Source organism: Achromobacter arsenitoxydans SY8, from assembly GCF_000236785.1.
Classification (GTDB): domain Bacteria; phylum Pseudomonadota; class Gammaproteobacteria; order Burkholderiales; family Burkholderiaceae_B; genus Achromobacter; species Achromobacter arsenitoxydans.
The window spans coordinates 38,122-63,751 of record NZ_AGUF01000042.1; the positions used below are offsets into that span (position 1 = coordinate 38,122).

General features: G+C 66.5%; 18 protein-coding genes. 5 read left to right on the top strand and 13 right to left on the bottom strand.

What is annotated here, in order from left to right; all coding sequences use genetic code 11:
• Positions 1-61 precede the first annotated feature (61 nt).
• The 12 genes from KYC_RS10530 to KYC_RS10585 all read right to left on the bottom strand — a co-directional run bounded on the left by KYC_RS10530 (position 62) and on the right by KYC_RS10585 (position 15,072).
• Entirely contained in the window at positions 62-385 is a 324-nt protein-coding gene (locus KYC_RS10530) for a DUF3325 domain-containing protein (protein ID WP_008161793.1), read from the bottom strand.
• Positions 382-2,076 (bottom strand): PepSY-associated TM helix domain-containing protein, encoded by a 1,695-nt coding sequence (locus KYC_RS10535; protein WP_008161794.1) that lies wholly within the window; start codon positions 2,074-2,076, stop codon positions 382-384. Before KYC_RS10535 ends, KYC_RS10530 begins: the two co-directional genes overlap by 4 nt.
• On the bottom strand, positions 2,073-2,354 hold the full coding sequence (locus tag KYC_RS10540; RefSeq protein WP_008161797.1) for a DUF3649 domain-containing protein: 282 nt from the start codon (positions 2,352-2,354) through the stop codon (positions 2,073-2,075). Before KYC_RS10540 ends, KYC_RS10535 begins: the two co-directional genes overlap by 4 nt.
• Before the next feature lie 23 nt (positions 2,355-2,377).
• Complete coding sequence (locus KYC_RS10545) at positions 2,378-3,010, bottom strand: DUF4198 domain-containing protein (protein WP_008161799.1); 633 nt, start codon at positions 3,008-3,010, stop codon at positions 2,378-2,380.
• A 108-nt stretch (positions 3,011-3,118) separates the two neighbouring features.
• Positions 3,119-5,632: a TonB-dependent siderophore receptor gene (locus KYC_RS10550; RefSeq protein ID WP_008161801.1), complete on the bottom strand. Its 2,514-nt coding sequence runs from the start codon at positions 5,630-5,632 to the stop codon at positions 3,119-3,121.
• Positions 5,633-5,714: 82 nt separating this feature from the next.
• Positions 5,715-6,692: a FecR domain-containing protein gene (locus tag KYC_RS10555; protein ID WP_008161803.1), complete on the bottom strand. Its 978-nt coding sequence runs from the start codon at positions 6,690-6,692 to the stop codon at positions 5,715-5,717.
• Positions 6,685-7,218 carry a sigma-70 family RNA polymerase sigma factor gene (locus tag KYC_RS10560; RefSeq protein ID WP_043518100.1) on the bottom strand — a complete coding sequence of 178 codons (534 nt, stop codon included), beginning with the start codon at positions 7,216-7,218 and terminating at the stop codon, positions 6,685-6,687. Before KYC_RS10560 ends, KYC_RS10555 begins: the two co-directional genes overlap by 8 nt.
• 112 nt (positions 7,219-7,330) lie before the next feature.
• On the bottom strand, positions 7,331-8,422 hold the full coding sequence (gene zapE, locus KYC_RS10565) for a cell division protein ZapE (RefSeq protein ID WP_008161806.1): 1,092 nt from the start codon (positions 8,420-8,422) through the stop codon (positions 7,331-7,333).
• 85 nt (positions 8,423-8,507) lie between these two features.
• Positions 8,508-9,935 (bottom strand): dihydrolipoyl dehydrogenase, encoded by a 1,428-nt coding sequence (lpdA, locus tag KYC_RS10570; protein ID WP_008161807.1) that lies wholly within the window; start codon positions 9,933-9,935, stop codon positions 8,508-8,510.
• Between the two features lie 132 nt (positions 9,936-10,067).
• Complete coding sequence (gene odhB, locus KYC_RS10575) at positions 10,068-11,303, bottom strand: 2-oxoglutarate dehydrogenase complex dihydrolipoyllysine-residue succinyltransferase (protein ID WP_008161808.1); 1,236 nt, start codon at positions 11,301-11,303, stop codon at positions 10,068-10,070.
• A gap of 103 nt (positions 11,304-11,406) precedes the next feature.
• A complete protein-coding gene (locus KYC_RS10580) occupies positions 11,407-14,274 on the bottom strand; it encodes a 2-oxoglutarate dehydrogenase E1 component (protein ID WP_008161809.1) in 2,868 nt (955 codons plus the stop codon).
• A gap of 327 nt (positions 14,275-14,601) precedes the next feature.
• Positions 14,602-15,072, bottom strand: coding sequence for an Lrp/AsnC family transcriptional regulator (locus tag KYC_RS10585; protein WP_008161810.1), 471 nt, complete (start codon positions 15,070-15,072; stop codon positions 14,602-14,604).
• A 190-nt stretch (positions 15,073-15,262) separates the two neighbouring features.
• Here KYC_RS10585 and KYC_RS10590 point away from each other — a divergent pair, with 190 nt between their 5' ends.
• From KYC_RS10590 to KYC_RS10605, 4 genes are all read left to right on the top strand, one after another.
• Positions 15,263-16,279: a 1-aminocyclopropane-1-carboxylate deaminase gene (locus KYC_RS10590; protein ID WP_008161812.1), complete on the top strand. Its 1,017-nt coding sequence runs from the start codon at positions 15,263-15,265 to the stop codon at positions 16,277-16,279.
• Between the two features lie 229 nt (positions 16,280-16,508).
• Positions 16,509-17,453 (top strand): allantoinase PuuE, encoded by a 945-nt coding sequence (gene puuE / locus KYC_RS10595; protein ID WP_008161814.1) that lies wholly within the window; start codon positions 16,509-16,511, stop codon positions 17,451-17,453.
• Positions 17,454-17,464: 11 nt separating this feature from the next.
• Entirely contained in the window at positions 17,465-19,180 is a 1,716-nt protein-coding gene (locus tag KYC_RS10600; protein ID WP_008161817.1) for a hydantoinase/carbamoylase family amidase, read from the top strand.
• A gap of 4 nt (positions 19,181-19,184) precedes the next feature.
• Entirely contained in the window at positions 19,185-20,417 is a 1,233-nt protein-coding gene (locus tag KYC_RS10605) for a M20 family metallopeptidase (RefSeq protein WP_008161819.1), read from the top strand.
• A gap of 47 nt (positions 20,418-20,464) precedes the next feature.
• Here the strand turns inward: KYC_RS10605 and KYC_RS10610 are convergent, their stop codons facing one another.
• A complete protein-coding gene (locus KYC_RS10610; protein WP_008161821.1) occupies positions 20,465-22,504 on the bottom strand; it encodes an OPT family oligopeptide transporter in 2,040 nt (679 codons plus the stop codon).
• 213 nt (positions 22,505-22,717) lie between these two features.
• On the opposite strand from KYC_RS10610, the gene mdeB reads away from it, so the two are divergent.
• A complete protein-coding gene (gene mdeB, locus KYC_RS10615) occupies positions 22,718-25,405 on the top strand; it encodes an alpha-ketoglutarate dehydrogenase (protein ID WP_008161824.1) in 2,688 nt (895 codons plus the stop codon).
• Positions 25,406-25,630 lie beyond the last annotated feature (225 nt).

A 25,630-nucleotide genomic window follows, 5' to 3' on the forward strand; every position in this document is an offset into this window, starting at 1 on the left:
TGGGGAAGCCGTCAGTGTAACGTGCCCGGGCGCGGGCCCGCCGCAGGCGCGCCCCGCGGCGTCACAGCACCGCCAGCACCGGCGCCGCCAGCGCGCACAGCCCGCCGGCGGTCAGCGCGGCGCGCGGGCGGAAGGTCAGAAACCAGATCAGCAGCATGCCGGCAATGCTGAGGATGCCGATCCACTCCACCGTGCCGTAGCTCCATCCCCAGACCGCCGCCGACGCCCACAGCGAAAGCGCCAGCGCCGTCCAGCCGAACACCCGCAGCGGCACGCGATGCCGGCGCGGCAGGGCGCGGTCGAACAGGTCTTCGTAGTGGCGGTCCATGGCCAGGCAAAGGGCGGAAAACCCCGCGTAGGCCAGGCAGAAGGCGGCTAGCGTCATGGCGTATCCCCTCGTGGTTCGAACGCGGTCGGGTTCGGCGCGGCCTGGACGGCGGGCGCCTCGGCAATCGGGGTTGCGGCGGCCACGGCGGCCTTGACCGAGGCGGACCGTCCGGCCCGCGCCTTGACCGGCATCCTGGCGGGCGCGCTGCGCGCCTTGGCGGCCTTGCGCGCCATCCAGCCGAACAGCACGGCGCTGGCCAGGCAGGTCAGGTCGAATCCGGCCATGACCCAATCGCCCTGGGGCAGCGACACGCCCAGGTGGCGCTGCGTGGTGAAGGCGTTGACCACCGGCACCAGGGCCAGCGCCACGGCGGCGACCGCCAGCAGATCCTGCCACTTGCGCCGCTGAAACAGGAACGCGTACACCAGCGACAGGCCCCAGGCGGAGAAGAACGCCCTCACCTCCCAGACCTGGCGGCCGGGCATGTCCGCGGGCAGCAGGCGGTTGGCCAGGAACACGGCCGCCACGCCGAAAACCACGCCTGCGATGGTGCCCGCGTTCAGGCCGTCCACCAGCCGCAGCGAAAAGGCTTCGCGCGCATCGCCCGGACGGGCCTTCTGGCGGCGCTTGGCGATCCACAACACCAGCCCGGTCGCCACCATGGCTGTGCCGGCCAGGCTGACCAGGAAATAGAGCCAGCGCAGCAGCGGCTCGGCGAACAGCCCCAGGTGCAGGCCGGTAATGGCGCCGGCCGTCATCACGGTGGCGCTGAGTTCGTCCTCGCCTTCCTGCAGCGCGCCGGTCACGCCGTTAAAGCGCATGTAGGGCGCCAAGCGGCCGTACGACACGCCGTCGGCGGCATCCCGGACCAGCGTGATGGTGGCGCCGGCATCGCCCGGATTGTTGACGGTCACGCGGCCGACCCTGCCCTGCCAATGCTGCTGGGCCTGCTCGACCAGCGGCGCGATGGCGACCAAAGGCGCCGGCTGGTTCAGCGGCGGCGTGACCTTGAACGCCTTGAAGACTTCGTCCGTGTACTGCCGCGGGCTCTCGTAGACGGCCTGGATGCCCGCCGGCATCAGCATGATCATGAACAGGATCAGGCCGCTGAAGGTGATCATCAGGTGGAACGGCAGGCCCAGCACCGACAGGACGTTGTGCCCGTCCATCCAGGCCCGCTGGCCGCCCTTCTTCGGCCGGAAGGTGAAGAAGTCGGTAAATATCTTTTTGTGCGTGATGATGCCGCTGATGATCGCCACCAGCATGAACATGCCCGCGATGCTGGCCAGCCAGCGTCCCCACGGGAACGCGGTTTCAAGTTCGAAATGGAAGCGGTAGAAGAAGTCGCCGCCGCGCGTCTGGCGCCCCGTGACGACCTGGCCGGTGGCCGGATCCAGCTTGACGCGCACGAAGCCGCGTTCGCCCGGCTTGGGCTTGGGCACCTGGTACAGCAGCTGGATCAGCGGCTCGCGGTCCGAGGGCGGGGTGATGAACCAGCGCCGGGCATCCGGCGCGTTTTCCGCCAGGTAGCGCTGGGCCGTTTCCACTGCCTGCACGGGCGGTCCCGCCTGCACCTGGATCTCCGGCTGCATCCAGCTCGTGATTTCGGGCCGGAAGAACGCCAGCGAACCGGTCAGGAACATCGCGAACAGCACCCAGCCGAAGATCAGGCCGGCCCAGGTGTGCAGCCACGACATGGACTGGCGCAGGCCTTCTTCGCCCTGCGCCTTGGGTTTGGCCGCTTTCATGCCGCCCCCATCATGCGGCCGGCCAGGAACAGGCCGCCCAGCAGCGCGGCGGGCCCCAGGATCCCGGCCCAGGCGCGCCAGGCGTTGCGCGTCGCGAACACCCAGATCACGCCACAGGCGTAGACCACGAACGACAGCATCTGCGCCGTGGTCACGGCGTCAGCCCGCCCCATGGGCAGCCAGACGGCCAGACAGGCCGCGGCCGCCGACGCCAGGGCATAACCGCCCAGAATGGCGGCGGCCGTCCGGGAAAAGACGGCCAATCGGTAGCGCATCATGCCTGCGCCGGCTGCGGGAGCTTTCACTTGGTCAGATTGAATGTCGTGGTGGTTACGTAGCGGATCCTGGCGTAGGCCTTGCCGTCGGCTTCGCCCGCCTGCTCCTCGACGTGGGCGGCTTCCAGCACATACTGGCCCGGCCACGGCGTGGTGATGTCGATGCGGCCGTTGTCGTCGCTGCGGAAGCGCTTTTCCCATTTGGGGGGACCGAACACCGTGACTTCGGTCTTGGGCAGGGGCTTGCCCTTGAACATCAGTACGAAGGCGTTGGAGCCCGCCGCAGCGGGAACCAGCTCCAGGTCCAGTTTGGCCTGGGTGTCCTCGCGGCCCGCCTTGGCGCCGTAGCGCACCAGCGTGTCCTTGAACTGATAGGCCTGGGCCAGGCGCACATCGCCCTTGCCGGCCGCGGCGAATTCCAGATAGTCGGCGCCTTCGCCCGCCGCCTTCAGCGCCTTGCCGTCGGCGCCCGTCACCACCGGCGCCACCATGATCTTGCCCAGCAGGCCGTCGCGCTTTTCGCGCACATCGTCGGCCCACTCGCCAAAGTACGCCTTGGCGGGGCCCTCGGCGCCGCGTTCCAGCCACACGAAATGCGCCTGCGCGGCGCCCGCCGCGCCCAGCAAAGCCAGGGCGGTCAAAGTTCTTGCGAACATCATCGTCGTCTTCCTCAGAGGGTCTGAATTATAACCATTCTCGTTAACGTGAGAGCGGCCACGTTGCACCAAAAGAAAAGGCGGCCCGAATGGACCGCCCTCCTCACCCGCTTACCAGCGATACCGCAGGCTGGCCTTGATCGAGCGCTGGTAGCCGAACCAGCACCAGGAATCGCCCGAGCAAGACGCGATGTATTCCTTGTCGAACAGGTTCTGGATGTTCAGCGCCACCTGCATGCCCTTGAGCGACGGCGACGCGCGGCCCAGGTCGTAGTCCAGCATCAGGTCGACCAGCGTGACCTTGGGCACCTTCATCGTGTTGGCTTCGTTCGCATAGGACGAACCGATGTAGCGCACACCGCCGCCCACGCCCAGGCCCGCCAGCGGGCCTTCCTGCAATTGGTAGCGGGCCCAGGCCGACGCCTGCGGCGACGGCAGCGCGACCGGCGTCTTGCCCTTCAGGTCAAAGCCCGACGTGTTGGGATAGGCCTTGGTGTATTCGTTGTTCATCAGCGAATACGCGGCGATCAGCGACAGGCCGCGGATCGGCTCGGTCTTGGCTTCCAGTTCGATGCCCTGCGTGCGCAGTTCGCCCGCCTGGATCGAGCAGCGGCCGCCGGCCGTGCCGCACAGGTGGGTCGGATCCGGATCGGTGGTCGTCATGTTCTCGCGCCGGATGTCGAAAGCGGCGAAGCTCAGCATCGTGGCGCTGCCGGGCGGCTGGTACTTGATCCCGACTTCGTACTGCTTGCCCTCGATCGGCTTGAACGGCGTGTTGTTCCAGCCCGTGCCCGACTGCGGCTCGAACGACTCCGAATAGCTGAAGTACGGCGCCACGCCATTGTCGAAGTTGTAGATTGCGCCGAAGCGGCCCGTGAACGCCTCCGCTTTCAGCGACGACGGCGTGACGCGGCCAGTCGCGATCGCGGTGGTCTCGCCCACGTTGCGCGACCAGTCATAGCGGCCGCCCAGCAGGAACGACAGGCGGTCAATCTTGATCTGGTCCTGGAAATACAGGCCGGCCTGGTACTGCGTGGTGGTGGCGTCGGAGGAAAACGCCGGAACGGGAATGTTCTGGCGGTTGTCCGGATTCTTCACGTACAGCGGCGGCGCGGAACCAAAGCCGGACAGCGTGTCGGTTTTGACGTGCTGATAGTCGAAACCCACCAGCACGTTGTGGCCGATCCCGCCCGTGTTGAAGCGCGCCTGCAGATTGTTGTCGATGGTCAGCGCACCCACGTCCACGTCCGTCGCGATGGAGGCGCGCTGGTGGTACAGGTAGGTCGGATTCGTATATCCGTAGTAGTTGGTCATCGCGCCGTAGACGCTGCGGTACTTCGCGTCCGAGTGCGTCCAGCGCAGGCTCTGCGACGCCTTGAACGTGTCGTTGAAGCGATGGTCCAGCACGTATCCCAGCGAATAGCTCTTGCGATCGCTCTTTTCGAAGTTGGCGTCGCCGTCGTAGTAATCGGCCGGCAGGCGGAAGCCGTCCGGCGCGCTAAGCAAGGTGCGCATTGACGGCACCGAGCCGTACGACCCCATGTCGGGATCGTGCTGGAAATTCGTCAGCACGGTCAGCGACGTATCGGCGTTGGGCTTCCATGCGAAGGCCGGCGATACAAAGTAGCGGCGTTCCTTCGTGTCCTGCACCTGGCCGTCGGACATGTAGCCCGATCCCACCAGCCGGTACAGGTACTTGCCTTCGGCGTCCATGGGGCCGCCGAAGTCGAAGTTGGCGCGGCGGAAGTCATAGTTGCCGACCTGCAGTTCCACTTCGCGCAGCGTCTCTTCCAGCGGCCGCTTGCTGATCTGGTTCACCACGCCGCCCGGGCCGCCCTGCCCGTACATGACCGAGGCCGGGCCCTTGAGCACGTCCACGCGCTCAAGGCGGAACGCGTCCACCTGCGGCAGCGCATCGCGCCCGCCGAACACGCGCAGCCCGTCCAGGTAGGTAGACGCCGAAAAGCCGCGCACGTTGAACTGGTCCAGGCGCGTCGCCGTAGCGCCGCGCGACTCGGTGGCCACGCCCGCCGTATAGCGCAGCACCTGGTTCAGCGTCTGCGCGCCCTGCTCGGCGATCTGTTCACGCGTAATCACGGACACCGATTGCGGCGTTTCGATCAGGGGAATGTCGGTCTTGGTGGCGCTGGCGCTGGCGGTGGCCACGTAGCCCACCGTGGGCGCGAATGCGCTGTCGACCATGCCCGACACCGTCACGGGCGCGAGCGTGTGCGTGTCGCCCGTGGGCGCCGGCGCGGGGACCAGGGTCCACGTGTTGCCCGACTGCGCCCGCGCCTGCAGGCCGCTGCCCGACAAAATGCGCGCAAAGCCCGCGCCAACCGAATAGGCTCCGTCCAGACCTTCCGAGCGGCGGCCTCGGACCAGCGCGGGGTCGAACGACAGCACCACCCCGGCGCTGCGCGCGAACTGCGTCAGCGCATCGGCCAAGGGGCCGGCCGGAATCTGGTAGCTGCGCTGCGCATTGGTGGCAGCCGGGGCGGACTGGGCCCACGCGACCGGCGCGCCGGCGACGAGCGCGCCCGCGCAAGTGGCGGCCAGCACGGCCTTGCGGCCGGCGGTCAGCGGTGCGCGCAGGCGCGAATGGATTGAAGCGGACACAAACATCTCCCTGTACGGTGGTCTCTATTCCTGCTTTCCGTACGGGGAGGTAAAACCTGCAATGCGTCAGCAAAGAATTTTGTAACTGTCAGGCCTCGCGGGGGCCGACCTGCAGCCAATACTGCGTGTGGCGCGTGACCCTGATAGGCAGGGCGGGCTCCAGCGCCCTCAACGCACGCTCGGCATCGTCCAGCGGAAACACGCCCGACAGCCGCAGTTGCGCCACGGCGGGATCCACGCGGATCACGCCGACGCGCTGACGCGCCAGGTACTCGGCGAAATAGTCCAGGCGCCAGTCCTTAGCCACCACCATGCCGTCGACCCAGGCCAGGCGGTCCGGGTCCGACGCGCTACGGCTGAGGTCCGCATCGTCCGCGTACGCCAGCCGCTCCCCAGCGTTGACCTGCGTCAGCACGCCGCCGCGCAGCAGCGCGACGCTGCCTTCATAGACGCCCAGCCGCGAACCGCTTGCTGTGCGACGCAGATCGAAGCGCGCCCTTTCGGCCCGCAGTTCGCCATAGCCCGTGTCCACCCGCAGCGCCTGGATGCCCGGGCGCCGGTCGGCCTGCACCAGCATTTCTCCGCGCAGCAGCGCGATGTCCCGCGCGTCGCCGCTCACATTCACGCGCACGGCGGTATCGCTGTTCAGCGTGACGCGCAGGCCGTCGGCCAGCGTCAGCGACCGGCGTTCTCCCACGCCGGTGCTGAAATCCGCCACCAGGCGCTGCCACGGCGCGTGGCGATAACCCGACCAGCCGGTCGCGGCCACGCCTGCCACGGCCAGCAAGCTACGTAGCGCCGTGCGGCGCCCCCGCGACGCAGGCGCGTTCAGCGCGGCATGCGCCAGCGCCGCAGGCACCCGGCGCGCATCGTCGCCGATCGCCTGAAGGCGATCCCACGCCACGCGATGCGCGGGATCTTGCGCCAGCCAGGCGCTGCAAGATTCCCGGTCGCGCGCATTGGCCAAGCCGGATTGCAGCGTGGACCACCAGACGATTGCCTGGCGCACGACAGCGTCCGGCGGCGAGCGATGGCTCGGCGGCATGCCATTGACGGCGTCAGACATGGAACGCCGCATAGCACGCGGACATCGCGCGCACCATGTATTGCTGCACCGAACTCAGGGATACGCCCAGGCGCTCGGCGATTTCGGGATAGGTCAGGCCGTCAAGCTGCGACAGCAGGAACGCGGAACGCGCCTTGGGCGGCAACCCATCCAGCAGGCGGTCCAGTTGCACCAGCGCCTGCAGCTGCTCGGCCTGCGCTTCGGGCGACGGCGCGTAGGATTCGGGAATGGCGGCCAGATAGGCCAGGTAGGCGTGCTCCAGCGCCGCGTGACGCTGGTGATCCACTACCAGCCCTTTGGCGATCGTGGTCAGCAGCGCGCGCGCTTCATTCGCGCGCACCTGCTTGCGGCCCTGAATCACCCTGACGAAAACGTCCTGCGCCAGGTCTTCCGCGCGGTGCTCGCAGCCCAGCTTGCGCCGCAGCCAACCAAACAGCCAGGGACGATGCTCGCGGTACAGGCCATCGACCGGCGCTGCCGGCGCGTCCACGCACGGGGCTGATGAAGAGAGAAAAGTGGAGGACACAAGTGAGACCGCGGCGCTTGACCAAAAGTCTCAAAATCTTAATTGATAATGACTTGCATTAACAATCTTAAAGCAACCCGGCCCGCCAAAAAGCGGACCGGATGCGGCATTACTACAACGTCGCTGCGAGGCGGCGCTCGGATTCCAGGTATTCGCGCGATTGCATTTCAAGAATGCGCGACACCGTCCGATGGAATTCGTTGGCCAGCGCGCCCTCGGTGTAGATCTCTTCGGGCGGGCACTCCGCCGACATGATCAGCTTGACCCGGTGGTCATAGAACACGTCGATCAGCCACGTGAAGCGGCGCGCCTCCGAGGCTTGCCGCGGCCCCATCTTCGGCACGCCCGACAGAATCACCGCATGGAAGCGGTTGGCCAGTTCCAGGTAATCGTTCTGCGAACGCGGACCGCCGCAAAGCGTGGCGAAATCGAACCACACCACCGACCCCGCAAGCGCCAGCGCGCGGATCTCGCGGTGCTCGATGTGCAGCAGAGGCTCCTGCGGCGGCGTGTCGGCCAACGTATCGAAGGCGGCCTGCAGGGCCTGCTGGGCATGCTCATCCAGCGGCGTGTGAAAGCACTGCACCTGCTCGAGCGAGCGGCGGCGGTAGTCCACGCCCGCGTCCACGTTCATGACGTCCATCCGCGCCTGAATCAGCGCAATGGCGGGCAGCACGCGGTCGCGGTGCAGACCGTCGGTGTACAGCGTGGAGGGCTCGTAGTTGGACGTCATCACGAACGACGTGCCGTACTCGAACAGCTTGAGCAACAGGCGGTGCAGGATCATCGCGTCCGCCACATCGGACACGTGGAATTCATCGAAGCAGATCAGGCGGTAACGCTTGGCCACGCGCCGGGCGACTTCGTCCAGCGGATCCTGCATGCCCTTTACTTCTTCGAGCTCGCGATGCACGCCGCGCATGAACTCGTGGAAATGCAGGCGCGTCTTGCGCACAACGGGCACGGTGGCGTAGAAGGCGTCCATCAGGAAGCTCTTGCCGCGGCCCACGCCGCCCCACAGATAGACGCCGCGCGGAACATCCGGCCGGTTCAGCAGCTTCTTCAGCGCGTTCGAGCGCATGGACTTGAACTTGATCCATTCGTCGTAGTAGCGCTGCAAGCGGTCGATCGCCTGCTTCTGCGCGACGTCGGGCTTGTAGCCGCGTTCGGCCAGGGCGTGTTCGTAGTATTCGCTGACGTTCATGTGGGAACCAGATCAGGCTGAATCAAAAAAGGCGATAAAAAAAGGGCGGGTCCTGGAACCCGCCCCCGGTCTAGCTAAGCGCGGCTTAGAAGTTCAGCGCGCGCTTGTCGACGGCCAGAGCGGCTTCCTTCACGGCTTCCGACAGGGTCGGGTGCGCGTGGCAGATGCGGGCGATGTCTTCGGCTGCGCCGCGGAATTCCATGATGGTCACGGCTTCCGAGATCAGTTCCGAGGCCATCGGGCCCACGATGTGCACGCCCAGGACCTCGTCGGTCTTGGCGTCGGCGATCACCTTGGCAAAGCCGGTGGTGTCGCCCAGCGCGCGGGCGCGGCCGTTGGCCAGGAACGGGAAGCTGCCGGCCTTGTACTCGCGGCCTTCGGCCTTGAGCTGCTGCTCGGTCTTGCCGACCCAGGCGATTTCCGGCGAGGTGTAGATGACCCACGGCACGGTGTCGAAGTTGACGTGGCCGTGCTGGCCGGCGATGCGCTCGGCAACCGCCACGCCTTCTTCTTCGGCCTTGTGCGCCAGCATCGGGCCGCGCACCACGTCGCCCACCGCCCAGACGTTCGGCAGGTTGGTCTTGCAGTCGCCGTCCACCGCCACGAAGCCGCGCTCGTCGAGCTTCAGGCCCACGGAATCGGCGTTCAGGCCGCCGGTGTAGGGCACGCGGCCGATCGAGACGATCAGCTTGTCCACAACCAGCTTCTGCTCGGCGCCCTTGGCGTCGACGTAAGGCACGGTCACGGACTTGGCGGTCGCCTTGATCTCGCCGATCTTGACGCCCATCTGGATGTTCAGGCCTTGCTTGGTGAAGGCCTTCAGGGCTTCCTTGGCCACTTGCGCATCGGCGGCGGCCAGGAATTCCGGCATCGCTTCCAGGATGGTGACTTCAGCGCCCAGGCGGCGCCACACGCTGCCCATTTCCAGGCCGATCACGCCGGCGCCGATGACGCCCAGCGTCTTGGGCACGGCGCCGATGTTCAGCGCGCCGTCGTTGGACAGCACGACCTTTTCGTCAAACGGCAGGCCGGGCAGTTCACGCGCCGACGAGCCGGTGGCGACCACGACGTGCTTGGCGACTAGGTCGGCTTCGGTGGTGCCGGTGACCTTGATGGCCCAGCCGCCTTCCACCTGGCCGTTGAACGCGCCCTTGCCGTGGAAGAACGTGACCTTGTTCTTCTTGAACAGGTACAGGATGCCGTCGTTGTTCTGCTTGACCACCGTGTTCTTGCGGCCGATCAGCGTATCGAGCTTCAGGCTCACGCCCTTGACTTCGATGCCGTGCTCGGCGAAGTGATGGTTGGCCTGTTCGTAGTGTTCCGACGATTGCAGCAGCGCCTTGGACGGAATGCAGCCGACGTTGGTGCAGGTGCCGCCGGGAGCCGGGCCGCCTTGGCCGTTTTGCCAGGCGTCGATGCAAGCGACCGACATGCCGAGTTGCGCGGCGCGGATGGCTGCGATGTAGCCGCCAGGGCCGGCGCCGATCACGACGACGTCAAATTGTTGGGACATAGTGTTCTCGCGTGTGAGGAGTGGGGTGGAGCACGCCCTGCCCGGCAGGTCAATGCCGCGGGCCGGCGGGTGGCCGGCCCGGGCGCCGCGGGACCCGCAGGTCGCGCGCGGCGCGGGCCAGGGGCGTCGAGATTACAGGTCCAGCAACAGGCGCTGCGGATCTTCCAGGGCGTCCTTCATGGCGACCAGGCCCAGCACGGCTTCGCGGCCGTCGATGATGCGGTGGTCGTAGGACAGGGCCAGGTAGTTCATCGGGCGGATGACGATCTGGCCGTTTTCGACGACGGCGCGATCCTTGGTGGCGTGAACGCCCAGGATGGCCGATTGCGGCGGGTTGATGATCGGGGTCGACAGCATCGAGCCGAACACGCCGCCGTTGGAGATCGAGAACGTGCCGCCGGTCATTTCTTCAATGCCCAGCTTGCCGTCCGCGGCGCGGCGGCCGAAGTCGGCGATCGTCTTTTCGATGTCGGCGATGGACAGCTGGTCAGCGTTGCGCAGGATCGGCACCACCAGGCCACGCGGGCTGCCGACAGCGATACCGATGTCGAAGTAGCCGTGATAGATGATGTCCTTGCCGTCGATCGAGGCGTTGATCAGCGGGTACTTCTTCAGCGCGGCGACGGCGGCCTTGACGAAGAACGACATGAAGCCCAGCTTGATGCCGTGTTCTTTTTCGAACTTGTCCTTGTACTTGGCGCGCAGGTCGATGACGGCCTGCATGTTCACTTCGTTGAACGTGGTCAGGATCGCGTTTTCCTGCTGCGACTGCAGCAGGCGCTCGGCGATGCGGGCGCGCAGGCGGCTCATCGGCACGCGCTGTTCCGGACGGCCGTCCAGCGACAGCGTGGTCGGGGCGGGAGCGGCGGCGGCCTTGGCCGGAGCGGCCTTGGGCTGTGCGCTGGCTGCCAGGGCGTCGCCCTTGGTCACGCGGCCGTCGCGGCCGGTGCCGGCCACGGAAGCGGCATCCACGCCCTTCTCGGCCAGGATCTTGGAGGCGGCGGGCGAAGCGACGCCGGCGGCAGCCGTCGAAGCAGGCGCGGCAGCGGCCGGGGCCGGCGCGGCGGCGGCTTGCTCGGCGGCCTTGGGCGCTTCGGCGGGTGCGGTGGCGGCGGCGCCGGCCTTGGCGGCCGTGTCGATGCGGGCCAGGACTTCGCCAGAAGTCACGGTGCTGCCATCGCCCTTGACGATTTCAGCCAGCACGCCAGAGGCGGGGGCCGGCACTTCCAGCACGACCTTGTCGGTTTCGACTTCGATCAGGATTTCGTCCGCTTCGACGGCAGCGCCGGGCTGCTTCTTCCAGGTCAGCAGGGTCGCTTCGGAAACGGATTCGGAAAGTTGGGGAACGACGACGTCGGTGATAGCCATTTTATTTATTCCGTAAAGTGTGTGTTCTGGTCACGCGGCGCGGCAAGGTTCGAAACGGGGTTCCTGAACGCTTGCCGCCCGCGGCGCGTGCATCAAGTAAGGGTTACTTCGTCAACATGACCTTGAACTTGGGAGCGAAAGCCGTTTCGATCAGGGCCTTCTGCTGCTCCTGGTGCTTGGCCAGGTAGCCCACGGCCGGCGATGCCGAAGCGGCACGGCCTGCGTAACCCAGCTTCTGGCCTTCGACCATGTTCTCGTACACGTGATGTTGGACGTAGAACCAGGCGCCTTGGTTCTGGGGTTCGTCCTGAACCCAGATCACTTCGGTCGCCTTCGGGTACTTGCGCAGTTCGGCTTCGAACGACTTGTGCGCAAACGGGTAAAGCTGCTCGACGCGGACGATGGCGACGTTGTCGGCGCCACGCTCGCGGCGGGCGTTGACCAGGTCGTAGTACACCTTGCCCGAGCAAGCCAGCACGCGCTTGACCTTGCTGGCGTCGATGGCCTCGTCAACCTCGCCGATCACCGGACGGAAGCTGCCGCCGGCCAGATCGGTCAGGGGCGAACCCGCGTCCTTGTTGCGCAGCAGCGACTTCGGCGTGAACAGCACCAGCGGCTTGCGGAACGGGCGGATCATCTGGCGGCGCAGGACGTGGAAGATCTGCGATGCCGAGGTCGGCTGAACCACTTGCATGTTGTTGTCGGCGCACAGCTGCAGGAAGCGCTCGATGCGGCCCGACGAGTGTTCGGGACCCTGGCCTTCGTAGCCGTGCGGCAGCATCAGGGTCAGGCCCGACTGGCGGCCCCACTTGGCTTCGCCGGAGCTGATGAACTGGTCGATCACGACCTGGGCGCCGTTGACGAAGTCGCCGAACTGGCCTTCCCAGATGGTCAGCGTGTTGGGCTCGGCGCTGGAGTAGCCGTATTCAAAGCCCAGCACCGCCTCTTCGGACAGCACCGAGTCGATCACGGTGAACGGAGCCTGGCCTTCCGACACGTTCTGCAGCGGAATGTAGGTGCCGTCGTTCCAGCGTTCGCGGTTCTGGTCGTGCAGCACGGCGTGGCGGTGCGTGAACGTGCCGCGGCCGGAGTCCTGGCCGGTGATGCGGATGGCGTAGCCCGAGGACACCAGGGTCGCGAAGGCGAGGTGTTCGCCCATGCCCCAGTCCAGGTTCATTTCGCCCTTGGCCATGGTGCGGCGGTCGTTCAGCAGCTTGGCGACCAGCGGGTGCACCGTGAAGCCTTCCGGAACCGTCGTGATGCGGTCGCCGATGCGCTTCAGTTCAGCCAGCGGCACGGCGGTGTCGGCCTGGTCGGTCCACTTGGCGCCCAGGAAGGGCGACCAGTCGATGGCGTACTTGCTCTTGTAGTCGGTCAGCACCGGTTCGATGGTGCGCTGGCCGTCTTCCATCAGCTGGCGGTAGTCCTTGACGAGCTGATCGGCTTCGCCTTCGGCCAGCACGCCTTGCGTGGTCAGCTTGTCGGCGTACAGCTTGCGCGTGCCGGGGTGGTGGCCGATGCGCTTGTACATCAGGGGCTGCGTCAGCGACGGCGTGTCCTGTTCGTTGTGGCCCAGCTTGCGGAAGCAGACGATGTCCACGACGACGTCGTGACGGAACTGCAGGCGGTAGTCCAGCGCCAGCTTGGTGATGAACACCACGGCTTCGGGATCGTCGCCGTTGACGTGGAACACCGGGGCTTCGATCATCTTGGCCACGTCGGTGCAATACAGCGTCGAACGCGAGTCGCGCGGGTCGGACGTGGTGAAGCCGATCTGGTTGTTGATGACGATGTGCAGCGTGCCGCCCGTGCCGTAGCCGCGCGTCTGGGCCAGGTTCAGGGTTTCCATCACGACGCCCTGGCCGGCGAAGGCCGCGTCGCCGTGCACCAGCACCGGCAGCACTTGCTTGCCTTCGGCATCGCCGCGGCGTTCCTGGCGAGCGCGCGCGCTGCCTTCGACGACGGGGTTGACGATTTCAAGGTGCGACGGGTTGAAGGCCAGCGACAGGTGGACGGGGCCGCCGCGCGTGGACAGGTCGCTCGAGAAGCCGTTGTGGTACTTCACGTCGCCGTCGGTCAGGCCTTCGGCGTGCTTGCCTTCGAATTCCGCGAACAGATCGCCGGGCATCTTGCCCATGATGTTCACGAGCAGGTTCAGGCGGCCGCGGTGGGCCATGCCGACCACGATTTCCTGGACGCCGTTTTCACCGGCGTGGTTGACCACTTCGTCCATCGAGGCGATGAAGCTTTCGCCGCCTTCCAGCGAGAAGCGCTTCTGGCCGACGTACTTGGTGTGCAGGAAGCGCTCGAGCCCTTCGGACTCGGTCAGCTGCTGCAGGATGTGGCGCTTTTCTTCGACCGTATAGGTGGGCGCGCCCAGGGTGGTTTCCAGGCGTTCCTGGATCCAGCGCTTGGCGGCGGGGTCGGAGATGTGGGTGAATTCTGCACCGACGCTGCGGCAGTAGGTGTCGCGCAACGCCTTCAGGATGTCGCGCAGCGTCATGGTGCTGGCGGTCGTGAAGTAGGTGTTGGTGGCCGAGTAGGTCTGGTCCAGATCGGCTTCGGTCAGGCCGTAGAAGGCGGGATCGAGTTCCGGAATCGGCGGACGTTCCTGGCGCTTGAGCGGATCCAGGTCAGCCCAGCGCGAACCCAGCGAGCGGTAGGCGGCAATCAGCGATTGCACCGACACTTGCTTGCTGGCGACGCTCAGGTCGGGTTCGGCGGCGCGTTGCACGAAGGCATTGGCCTTGGCGCGCTGGGCGAACGATTCGACGATGGGAGCGTGGGCCTGGTCGCGAGTGGATTCCTGGCCGTCGGTTGCGGGAGCGTGCTGCAGCTGGTCGAAGTATTCGCGCCAGTTGTCAGGAACCGAACCGGGATTGTCGAGGTAGGCTTCATAGAGCTCCTCAACATACGGGGCATTACCCCCAAAGAGATAAGACGTGGATAGAGATTCTATTTCCGAAGACATATCGCTTCACCTTTACGAGTGCTTCACTCGAGACGATGCAGGAAAACCTTCCGCGACACGGGCTTCCCGTTAAGCGGATAGCAGGGGCAGAAGGCGCGTACAAGCCTTTATAGCCTATGGGTAGGAAGTATAACCCTTTGAGTTTATGGGCGTCTTCCTGCAATTCTGTGACGCAAAAGCGCTTTCGGAATACTGTCATGCAGCATTGGAATGTCCGGCGAACCCCTTACATTCCGCCGTCTACGCGCCACGAAAATCGGTTAATGGAAAATGCCGCAGCGCGTCATTTTTGAATGACCGAAATGCGAGTGTTGCGCATTTGCCTCGTCAGACCGGCAACGCGGTCGTCGACAGGATCTCTTTCAGCACGAAAAAAGTTCGGATCTGGCGTACGCCGGGCAGCTTGATGATCTCGCCCGCATGCAGCTTGTTGAAGCGTTCCAGATCGCGTATGCGCAGCATCAGGAAGTAGTCGAACTCCCCTGCCACCAGATGGCATTCAAGGCAGCCGCTGATGCCCCGCGCGGCCGCCTCGAAGTCGGTGAACGACTCGGGCGTGGACCGGTCCAGCACGACGCCCACGATGACCAGCGTAGCCATGTCGACGTCGGCCGGTTCCAGCAAGGCCACCGTCTTCCTGATGATCCCTTCGCTCTTGAGCTTCTCAACCCGGCGCAGACACGCGGCCGGGCTCAGATGGACGCGCGCGCTGAGATCCAGGTTGGTGATCTGCGCATCCTCCTGCAACACACGGAGGATCTGGCGGTCGATGCGGTCCAGCGAAAAAACGGCAGTCATCAGATGCGTCCCTGAAAATTTAATTTCGCATTGATTTTTATATTCGAAATAATAAATCCGTCTTTGCAGGAATTTAAATTAATAATTACGCGGACAAAAAAAATACGCAATTGACCGCACAAGCCCATGATTCCTATGATTTTTTCCACCCGCCGCCCGGCCGGTCCGGTCAAAACCTCAGGAGCTTTCAATGGATCTGCAACGATTTCCCCGCCATCGCCTGACATTCGGCGACACCCCCATCGAAAAGCTCGAGCGGCTTTCCAGCCACCTGGGCGGCAAGGTCGAGATCTACGCCAAGCGCGAAGACTGCAACAGCGGCCTGGCCTTCGGCGGCAACAAGCTGCGCAAACTTGAATACCTGATCCCGCAGGCGCTCGAACAGGGCTGCGACACGCTGGTCACCATCGGCGGCATCCAGTCCAACCACACCCGCATGGTGGCGGCCGTTGCCGCCAAGCTGGGCCTGGCCTGCGTGCTGGTCCAGGAAAACTGGGTGGACTATTCGGACGCGGTCTATGACCGGGTCGGCAACATCATGATGAGCCGCCTGATGGGCGCCGACGTGCGGCTGGTGGACCAGGGTTTCGACATCGGCTTTCGCCGCAGTTGGGAAGAGGCGCTGGAAGAGGTCCGGCGCCGCGGCGGCAAGCCCTATGCGATCCCGGCCGGCGCGTCGGACCACGAACTGGGCGGCCTGGGCTACGTGGGCTTCGCCGAAGAGGTGCGGCGGCAGGAAGCCGAACTGGGCTTCCGGTTCGACTACATCTTCGTCTGCGCGGTCACGGGCAGCACACAGGCGGGCATGGTGGTGGGCTTCGCGGCCGACGGGCGCGCCGACCGCGTCATCGGCATCGACGCCTCGGCCACGCCGGACCAGACTCGCGCCCAGGTCCTGCGGATCGCCCGGCGCACCGCCGACATGGTGGGGCTGGAGCGCCCCATCGAGGACAAGGACGTGGTCCTGGACACGCGCTACGCCTATCCGGCCTACGGCCTGCCGTCGGCGGAAACCAACGAAGCCATCCGCACTTGCGCGCGGCTGGAGGGCATGATGACCGACCCGGTGTACGAGGGCAAATCCATGCAGGGAATGATGGACATCATCAGCAAGGGCGAAATCCCCGCCGGCTCGCGAGTCCTGTATGCGCACCTGGGAGGGGTGCCGGCGATCAACGCCTACAGCTTTCTGTACCGCAACGGATAGCGGCGGCTTCGGGGTCACCGGGTGGCCCTGCGGCGACCTGCGCTGATCTGCCGCCAGCCGCCGGAGCAGGCGCGCCCCGCCGGGCGCGCCTTTTTCATTGGGCGTCAGCCCTCGGCCTAGGGCAATCGCCGATGGCGCACCCGGCCCGAATCAATGTACATAATTTGTATACAAAAACTGGTATTCCCGCTATGGTTCAGTTCGCCATGCCACTTCGCCGCCCTCCCCGATGAGCTCCTACGATTCCACGCTGCCCTACCCCCGCGACCTCGTCGGCTACGGACGCAATCCGCCTCACGCCCGATGGCCCGGCAATGCCCGTATCGCCGTGCAGTTCGTGCTGAATTACGAGGAAGGCGGCGAAAACAGCGTGCTGCACGGCGACGCGGGCTCCGAACAGTTCCTGTCGGAAATGTTCAGCCCCGCCAGCTATCCGGAACGCCACCTCAGCATGGAAGGCATCTACGAATACGGCTCGCGGGCGGGCGTGTGGCGCATCCTGCGCGAATTCGAAAAGCGTCGCCTGCCGCTGACCGTATTCGGTGTGGGCATGGCTCTGGAGCGCCATCCCGAACTGACCGCCGCGCTCGTTGAGCAGGGTCACGAAATCGCCTGCCACGGCTGGCGCTGGATTCACTATCAGAACGTCGACGAGGCCACGGAGCGCGAGCACATGCGCCTGGCCATGGACGCCATCACGGCGTTGACCGGCTCGCGCCCCCTGGGCTGGTACACCGGCCGCGACAGCCCGCGCACGCGGCGGCTGGTGGCGGACTACGGCGGCTTTGAATACGACAGCGATTACTACGGCGACGACCTGCCGTTCTGGATGGAAGTGCAGAAGACCGATGGCGCGACGGTCCCGCAGCTCATCGTGCCCTATACCCTGGACTGCAACGACATGCGCTTCGCGCTGCCGCAGGGCTATTCGCACGCGGAGCCCTTCTTCCAATACATGAAGGACAGCTTCGACGCGCTCTACGCCGAAGGCGACGAAGCGCCCAAGATGCTCAGCATCGGCATGCACTGCCGCCTGCTGGGCCGCCCGGGCCGCATCGTCGCGCTGCAGCGCTTCCTGGACCACATCGCGCGGCACGACCGCGTCTGGGTGTGCCGCCGGCTGGACATTGCCCGCCACTGGAAAAGCACGCACCCCTATAGCCCCGCCCGCTGAACAGGACGACCATGGCCCTAACCCTAGCCCAACTCAATGACGCCGCGCCCGCCGAGGCCCAGGCCCTGCTGGCGCACCTGTACCCGCATGCGCCCTGGGTAGCCGAGCACGCCCTTCAGACGCGCCCGTTCCGTTCAGTCGCGGACCTGCGCCAGCGCCTGCGCCAGGCCGTGGACGCCGCCGCCCCGGACGACCGGCTGGCGCTGGTCCGGGCCCAGCCGGCAATGGCGTTCGCTTGCGCAGCCAATGCCGAAGACGCCGCCCGACTGGCGCAACTGCAGGCCGACTACACGGCCCGCTTCGGCTACGCGCCGATCGTGGCGCCGCGCGGCGCGCGCGGCACGGAACCGGTTGGCAGCCAGCTGCTGGAAGACCTGGCCAGGCGGCTGGACAACCCGCCCGACGCCGAGCTGGAAGAAGCGCTGCGCCAGCTGCACCGCGCCGCCGAACTCGGCCTGCACGAACAATTCGGCGCCCCCGCGCTTGGCAACGACATCTGGGACTGGCACGAACAGCTCAGCCAACACAGCGATCCCGGCTACGCGGAAAAGGGCCAGCTCACCGTCACCTACCTGACCGACGCGCACCGCGCCTGCGCGCAGCGCATCCTGGAAGGGATGCGCGACTGCGGCTTCGACGAGGTCGGCATCGACGCGGTGGGCAACGTGGTCGGCCGCTATCGCGCAGACCGCCCCGGCGCGCCCACGCTCATGACCGGCAGCCATTACGACACCGTACGCAACGCCGGCAGGTACGACGGCCGCCTGGGCATCTTCGTGCCCATGGCCTGCGTGCGCGAACTGCATCGGCAAGGCCGGCGCCTGCCTTATGACCTGGAAGTGATCGGATTCGCCGAAGAAGAAGGCCAGCGCTATCGGGCCACGTTCCTGGGTTCGGGCGCGCTGATCGGCGACTTCAAGCCCGAATGGCTGGACCAGAAGGACACCGGCGGCATCGCCATGCGCGACGCCATGGCGCACGCAGGCCTGCGCGTCGAGGACATCGCCGGCCTGCGGCGGGATCCTGCCCGCTATCTGGGCTTCGTCGAGGTGCACATCGAACAGGGCCCGGTCCTTTACGAACTGGGCCTGCCGCTTGGCGTTGTCACGTCGATCAACGGTTGCGTGCGCCACCAGGTGCAGATCCTGGGTATGGCCAGCCACGCGGGCACCACGCCCATGGACCGGCGCCGGGACGCGGCCCTGGCCGCCGCCGAACTCGCCCTGTTCGTCGAGCGGCGCGCCGCGCGCCATGGCGATTCCGTTGGCACCGTCGGCATGCTCGAAGTGCCCAGCGGCTCCATCAACGTGGTGCCGGGCGAATGCCGCTTCAGCCTGGACCTGCGCGCCCCCAGCGACGCCCAGCGCGATGCGCTGGTGGGCGACGTGCTGGCCGAGCTGGCCGCCATCTGCCAGCGGCGCGGCCTGCGCTACGCGCTGGAGGAAACCATGCGCGCCGCCGCCGCGCCCAGCGATCCGCGCTGGCAGCAGCGCTGGGAGCGCGCCGTGGACGCGCAAGGCGTCCCGGTGTACCGCATGCCCAGCGGCGCGGGCCACGACGCCATGAAGCTGCACGAGATCATGCCCCAGGCCATGCTGTTCGTGCGCGGCCAGAACGCCGGCATCAGCCACAACCCCCGCGAATCCACCACCAGCGACGACATCGAACTGGCCACGCTTGCCATGCTGAGCCTGCTCGACGCCCTTGCCACTGAAACCACCCTCTGACGCCATGACCGATTACGCCCGACTCGACGCCTGGGTTGACGCCCACTTCGACGAAGCAGTCCGCTTCCTGCAGGAGCTGGTGCGCGTGCCGACCGACACGCCGCCAGGCAACAACGCGCCGCACGCCGCGCGCACCGCGGAATTGCTGCAAGGCTTCGGCATGCAGGCCGAAGCGCATCCCGTCCCCGCCGCGGACGTGCAGGCCTATGGGATGCAATCCATCACCAACCTCATCGTGCGCCGCGAATACGGCGGCGGCGGACGCCGCATCGCGCTCAACGCCCATGGCGACGTGGTGCCGCCGGGCGACGGCTGGACGCACGACCCGTACGGCGCCGAGATCGACAACGGCAGCCTGTACGGCCGCGCGGCCGCCGTCAGCAAGAGCGATTTCGCCAGTTTCACCTTTGCCGTGCGCGCGCTGGAGGCAGTCGTCGGGCCCGCCCAGGGCGCGGTCGAACTGCATTTCACCTATGACGAAGAGTTCGGCGGCCTGCTGGGACCCGGCTGGCTGCTCAAGCAAGGCCTGACGCGGCCGGACCTGATGATCGCGGCGGGCTTCAGCTATGAAGTGGTGACCGCGCACAACGGCTGCCTGCAGATGGAGGTGACGGTGCACGGCAAGATGGCTCATGCGGCCATCCCCAGCAGCGGCGTGGACGCGCTGCAGGGCGCCGTCGGCATCCTGAATGCCCTGTACGCGCAGAACGCGAAGTATCGGGAGATCACTTCCCAGGTCCCGGGCATTTCACATCCGTACCTGAACGTGGGCCGCATCGAGGGCGGCACCAATACGAACGTCGTGCCCGGCAAGGTGAGCTTCAAGCTGGACCGGCGCATGATCCCCGAAGAAAACGCGGCCGATGTCGAAGCCGATATCCGGCGCATCATCCAGGATGCCGCCGCGGCAATGCCAGGCATCAGCATCGACATCAAGCGCCTGCTGCTGGCCAATTCGATGCGCCCCCTGCCCGGCGGCCAACCGCTGGTGCAGGCCATCCAGAAACACGGCCAGGATGTGTTCGGCGAACCCATCCCGGCGATGGGCACGCCGCTCTACACCGACGTGCGCCTGTATGCGGAAGCCGGCATACCCGGCGTGATCTACGGCGCCGGTCCGCGCACGGTGCTGGAGTCGCACGCCAAACGCAGCGACGAACGCGTCGTGCTGGAAGACCTGCGCCGCGCCACCAAGGTCGTCGCGCGCACCCTGGCAGACCTGCTGGCAACCGAGTGAGACTGCTCGATGCAGATCGGGTGTCAGACACCCGATCTGCCCCGGCGCTACGCCAGTTTCATCACCCGGCGCCAGAACAGCACGGCCACCAGAACGAAGACGGCCAACCCCAGGTAGGAAGCGGTCGACTCGAAGCCGTCGCCCACCAGGGCCAGGGGCGCCTCCGTGCCGGACGCGCCGATGATGGCCGCCATCAGCACGCCCACCAGGCTTTCGCCCACGATCAGGCCGGATGCGATCAACACGCCGCGTCGGTTGGCCGCGTCGGCATAGTGCTCGTAGGGCTGGCCGGCGGCGGCAGCGCGGCGGCGCAAGGCGCCCTCGAGCAGCCAGGCCAGCAGCGCGCCCGCCACGATGGGCGCGGCCACGGTCGGCGGCAGGTAGATGCCGATGCCCACTGCCAGCACCGGAATGCGAGCGACCTTGCAGGTGCGCTTCAGGATTTCATCCACCACGATCAGGCCCACGCCCACCACCATGCCGATCAGGATCATGGTCCAGTTCAACTGGTGGGTGAAGATGCCGCGCGCGATCGCCAGCATCAGCGTCGCCTGCGGCGCGGACAGCGTTTGCGCCGGATCCATGCCCTCGCGCGGCATCGCGTCCGCGAAACCGTAGGCGTTGTACAGCAGCTCCAGCACGGGCGAAATTACCGCCGCCCCGACCACGCAGCCGATCAGCAGCGCCACCTGCTGGCGCCAGGGCGTGGCGCCCACCAGCCAGCCGGTCTTCAGATCCTGCAGGTTGTCGTTGGAAATGGACGCAACCGCCACCACGGCCGACGTGCTGAAGATCGCCAGCGCAATCGCCATCTGCACGCCGTTCTGCACCGCCATCAATTCGCCGCCCACCCCCAGCATCAGCACGGACACTAGCACGATGGCGACGATGCCCACGCCGGAAATGGGGCTGGTCGACGAGCCCACCAAGCCCGCCATGTAGCCGCAGGCCGCGGCCACCAGAAAGCCGAACACGAACGCGAACAGCACGGCGTACGCCACCAGCTTCCAGATGGCGCCGGCCGACAGCGGCGCCCCCGCCAGGAAGACCTGGAAGGTGATCACCAGGATCGCCACCAACACCAGCGTCACCACCGAAATCCAGCCGGCCGACAGATCGCGCTCGGTGCGCGGCGCGCTGCCGGCCCGCGCGGCGCCCGCCTTGGTCAGCGCCGAAAACGAGGCCTTCACGCCGCGCGCCATGGGCACGAACAGCGTCGCCAGTGTCCAGATCGCGCCCACGCCGATCACTCCCGCCCCGATGAAGCGCACCTGCGACGACCATAACTGCGTCGCGTACTTCGCCAGCGACATCCCCGCCGGCATGTCGCCCATGGCGGTCAGGATCGGCACGGCGATGCCCCACGAAATAACCAGGCCGGTCAACATCGCCAGGCCCGCGACAATGCCGATCAGGTAGCCCGCCCCCAGCAGCGCCAGCGAGAAACCCATCGGCAGCCGGAACACGGCGCCGCCCAGCGCAAACCAGCCGCTGACGCTATCGCCCAGCACCCGCAGGCCGCTGGCGGCAAAGCTGACCACGGCCGCAGCGATGCCGCCGGCGACGATATCGCCCATGCCGGTGGCGGCGGGTTTGGCCGATGCCTGCGTGTCGTCCTGCGCGCGCTCCGCGCTGCCCACCCGCAGGATCTCCGCCGCCGCCACGCCCTCCGGATACGGCAGTTCGCTCTGCACCACCATCACATGGCGCAGCGGAATGGTGAACATCACGCCCAGCATGCCGCCGGCCGCGCAGATGCCCAGCGTCTGCCAGAACGGGAACCCCTGCCAGTGGCCCATCATGACCAGCGCCGGCAGGATGAAGATGATGGAAGAAAGCGTGCCCGCGGCGGATGCCTGCGTCTGCACCATGTTGTTTTCGAGGATGTTGGCGTCCTTGAACATGCGCAGGACGGACATCGAGATCACCGCGGCCGGAATGGCCGACGAAAACGTCAGGCCGACCTTCAGGCCCAGAAAGACATTCGAGGCCGTGAAGATTACGGTGATCAGGGCGCCAAGCAGGACGCCGCGGAACGTCAGTTCCGGCAACGTGACCTCCGCAGGGACGCGCAAGGGTTCGGTCATGGATTTCTCCCTATCAAGATAGCCACGGATTCTAGCGCCTGAACGTCCACCCCGTGGTCACCCGCCGTAAGCACGATTCCGCGGTAGAACCTGCCGCGAGGTGAAAACCTGCCAACAGATTATGCTGAATTCCGGGGCAATCCCCCAGGATTTTGATTACTCATGCCACCGGCAAGGGTCTAGCATGGTCGATAAAACAGGAGACGACACACCATGCTTGACGCCCGCCAGCCTCTTCCCGGACCGGCCTGCCAGGACGACGCCGACCCCGCCGAAACCGCCGAATGGCGCGACGCCCTGCAGTCGCTGGTGCAGGCCGATGGCGCCGCGCGCGCGGGGTATGTGCTGGACAGCCTGCTGGGCCACGCCGCGTCGCTCGGGCTGCGCGCCAACAGCCAGACGCGCACCGCCTACCTGAACACCATCCCCGCGGACCAGGAACCTCCTTTTCCGGGCAACCTGGCCGTCGAGGAACGCATCGCGCGCATCAACCGCTGGAACGCGCTGGCCATGGTGGTGCGCGCCAACCAGGCGCACGGCGAGCTGGGCGGCCACATCGCCAGCTACGCGTCGGCGGCCGACCTGTTCGAAGTGGGCTTCAACCACTTCTTCCGCGCGCGCACGCCGGACAGCCCGGGCGACATCGTCTACATGCAGCCGCACTCGGCCCCCGGGGTCTACGCCCGCGCCTTTCTTGAAGGCTTTTTGGGCGAAGAAGACCTGGCGCACTTCCGCCAGGAAATCACCGCGACTGCACGCGGCCTGCGCGGCCTGTCCTCATACCCGCATCCCTGGCTGATGCCCGACTTCTGGCAGTTTCCCACCGGGTCCATGGGCATCGGTCCGATCAACGCGATCTACCAGGCGCGCTTCATGCGCTACCTGGAACACCGCTCCCTGGTCCCCGCCGCAGACCGCAAGGTCTGGGGCATATTTGGCGACGGCGAAATGGACGAGCCCGAATCCATTGCCGCGCTGACGCTGGCCGCCCGAGAAAAGCTGGACAACCTGATCTTCGTCGTCAACTGCAACCTGCAGCGGCTCGACGGCCCCGTGCGCGGCAACGGCCGCATCATCGACGAACTGGAAACGCTGTACGCGGGCGCCGGCTGGAATGTCATCAAGCTCGTCTGGGGCAGCGACTGGGACGCCTTGCTTCGCCGCGACACCGGCGGCGCGCTGGCCCGCGCCTTCGCCAATACGGTCGATGGCCAGTTCCAGACCTTCGCCGCGAACGACGGCGCCTTCAATCGCGCGCACTTCTTCAACCAGAATCCCGAGCTGGCCGCCCTGGTGGCCGACTGGTCCGACGAGGCCATCGACCGCCTGCATCGCGGCGGCCACGACATGGTGAAGATCCACGCCGCCTATCACCGCGCCGCGCAGCATCGCGGCCAGCCCACCGTGATCCTGGCGCAGACCAAGAAGGGCTTCGGCATGGGTGCGGCGGGCCAGGGCAAGATGACCACCCACCAGCAGAAAAAGCTGGACGACGAGGCCCTGCTGGCCTTCCGCGACCGGTTCGCGCTGCCGCTGTCCGACGCCGACTGCCTGGCGCTGAAGTTCTACCGCCCCGCCGCGGACAGCGCGGAAATGCGCCATCTGCAGGCGCGCCGCGCCGCGCTCGGCGGCCACATCCCCCGGCGCAACGCCGAGGCTCCGCGCCTGGCGCCGCCCGATGCCGAGCAATGGGCGCGCTTCGCGCTGGCCGCCGACGGCAAGGAAATGTCGTCCACCATGGCGATCGTGCGCATGCTCACCGCCCTGCTCAAGGACGCCACCGTGGGGCCGCGCATCGTGCCCATCGTGGCGGACGAGGCGCGCACGTTCGGCATGGCCAACCTGTTCCGGCAGATCGGGATCTATTCCGCGCAGGGCCAGCTCTACGAACCCGAGGACATCGGCTCGGTGCTGTACTACCGCGAAGCCCGCGACGGCCAGATCCTTGAAGAAGGCATCACCGAGGCGGGAGCCATCTCGTCATGGACGGCGGCCGGCACCAGCTACTCGGTCAACGGGCTGCCCATGCTGCCCTTCTATATCTACTACTCGATGTTCGGCTTCCAGCGCATCGGCGACCTGATCTGGGCAGCCGCCGACCAGCGCACGCGCGGCTTCCTCATCGGGGCGACCTCCGGCCGCACGACGCTGGGCGGCGAAGGGCTGCAGCACCAGGACGGCTCCAGCCACGTCATGGCCGCCGCCGTGCCCAACTGCCGCGCCTATGACCCGGCTTACGCCTTCGAAGTGGCGGTGATTGTCGAATACGGCATGCGCCGCATGCTGGACGAGCAGCGCGACGAATTCTTCTACCTGACCGTCACCAACGAGAATCTTGCGCAGCCCGCCATGCCGGCGGATCCCGCCGTGCGCGCAGGCATCCTGCGCGGCCTGTACCTGCTGCGGCCGGCCCAGGGCGAGGCGCAGGTGCGCCTGCTCGGCGCCGGCCCCATGCTGCGCGAAGCCGAGACTGCCGCCGCGCGCCTGCGCGACGACTACGGCGTAGAGGCGGAAGTCTGGAGCGTCACCAGCTTTTCCGAGCTGGCTCGCGGCGGCCGCCAGGCCGAACGCGCGCGCGTGCTGGGGCTGGAATCCGCAAAGGAAGACGACTGGGTCCGCGCCTGCCTGGGCGCCAGCAATGCGCCGGTGATCGCCGCCAGCGATTACGTGCGCGCCGTGCCCGAACAGATCCGCGCCTGGGTGCCCGCGCCCTACCGCACGCTCGGCACGGACGGCTTCGGCCGCAGCGACACCCGGGCCCAGTTGCGCGATTTCTTCGAGGTCAGCGCAGACTGGATCGTCCTGTATGCGCTGGACAGCCTGGACCGGCAGGACGATGTCCGCGCGCTGCGCCAGAAGCTGAACGCCGGCAGCCGCCTGGCGCCGCCCTGGGAGATCTAGGCGGAAAAACCTCGGCCTGGTTTGGACTTACACCAATAAGCCATCGTCACTTCGGCTGGCGCGGCGAGCGTTTTTCTTGATCAAAAGCGAACGCTCGCTGCAGTGCAGCAACCAAGCGCCCGCGCTTTCTGGTGAAATACGGGTGTTCCCCAAGCATTTCGCAAAGAATACGGCGGGCCGCGAGCCCGCCTTTTGCATCCCTGTTTCCTTTTCAGTTAGCGCCTA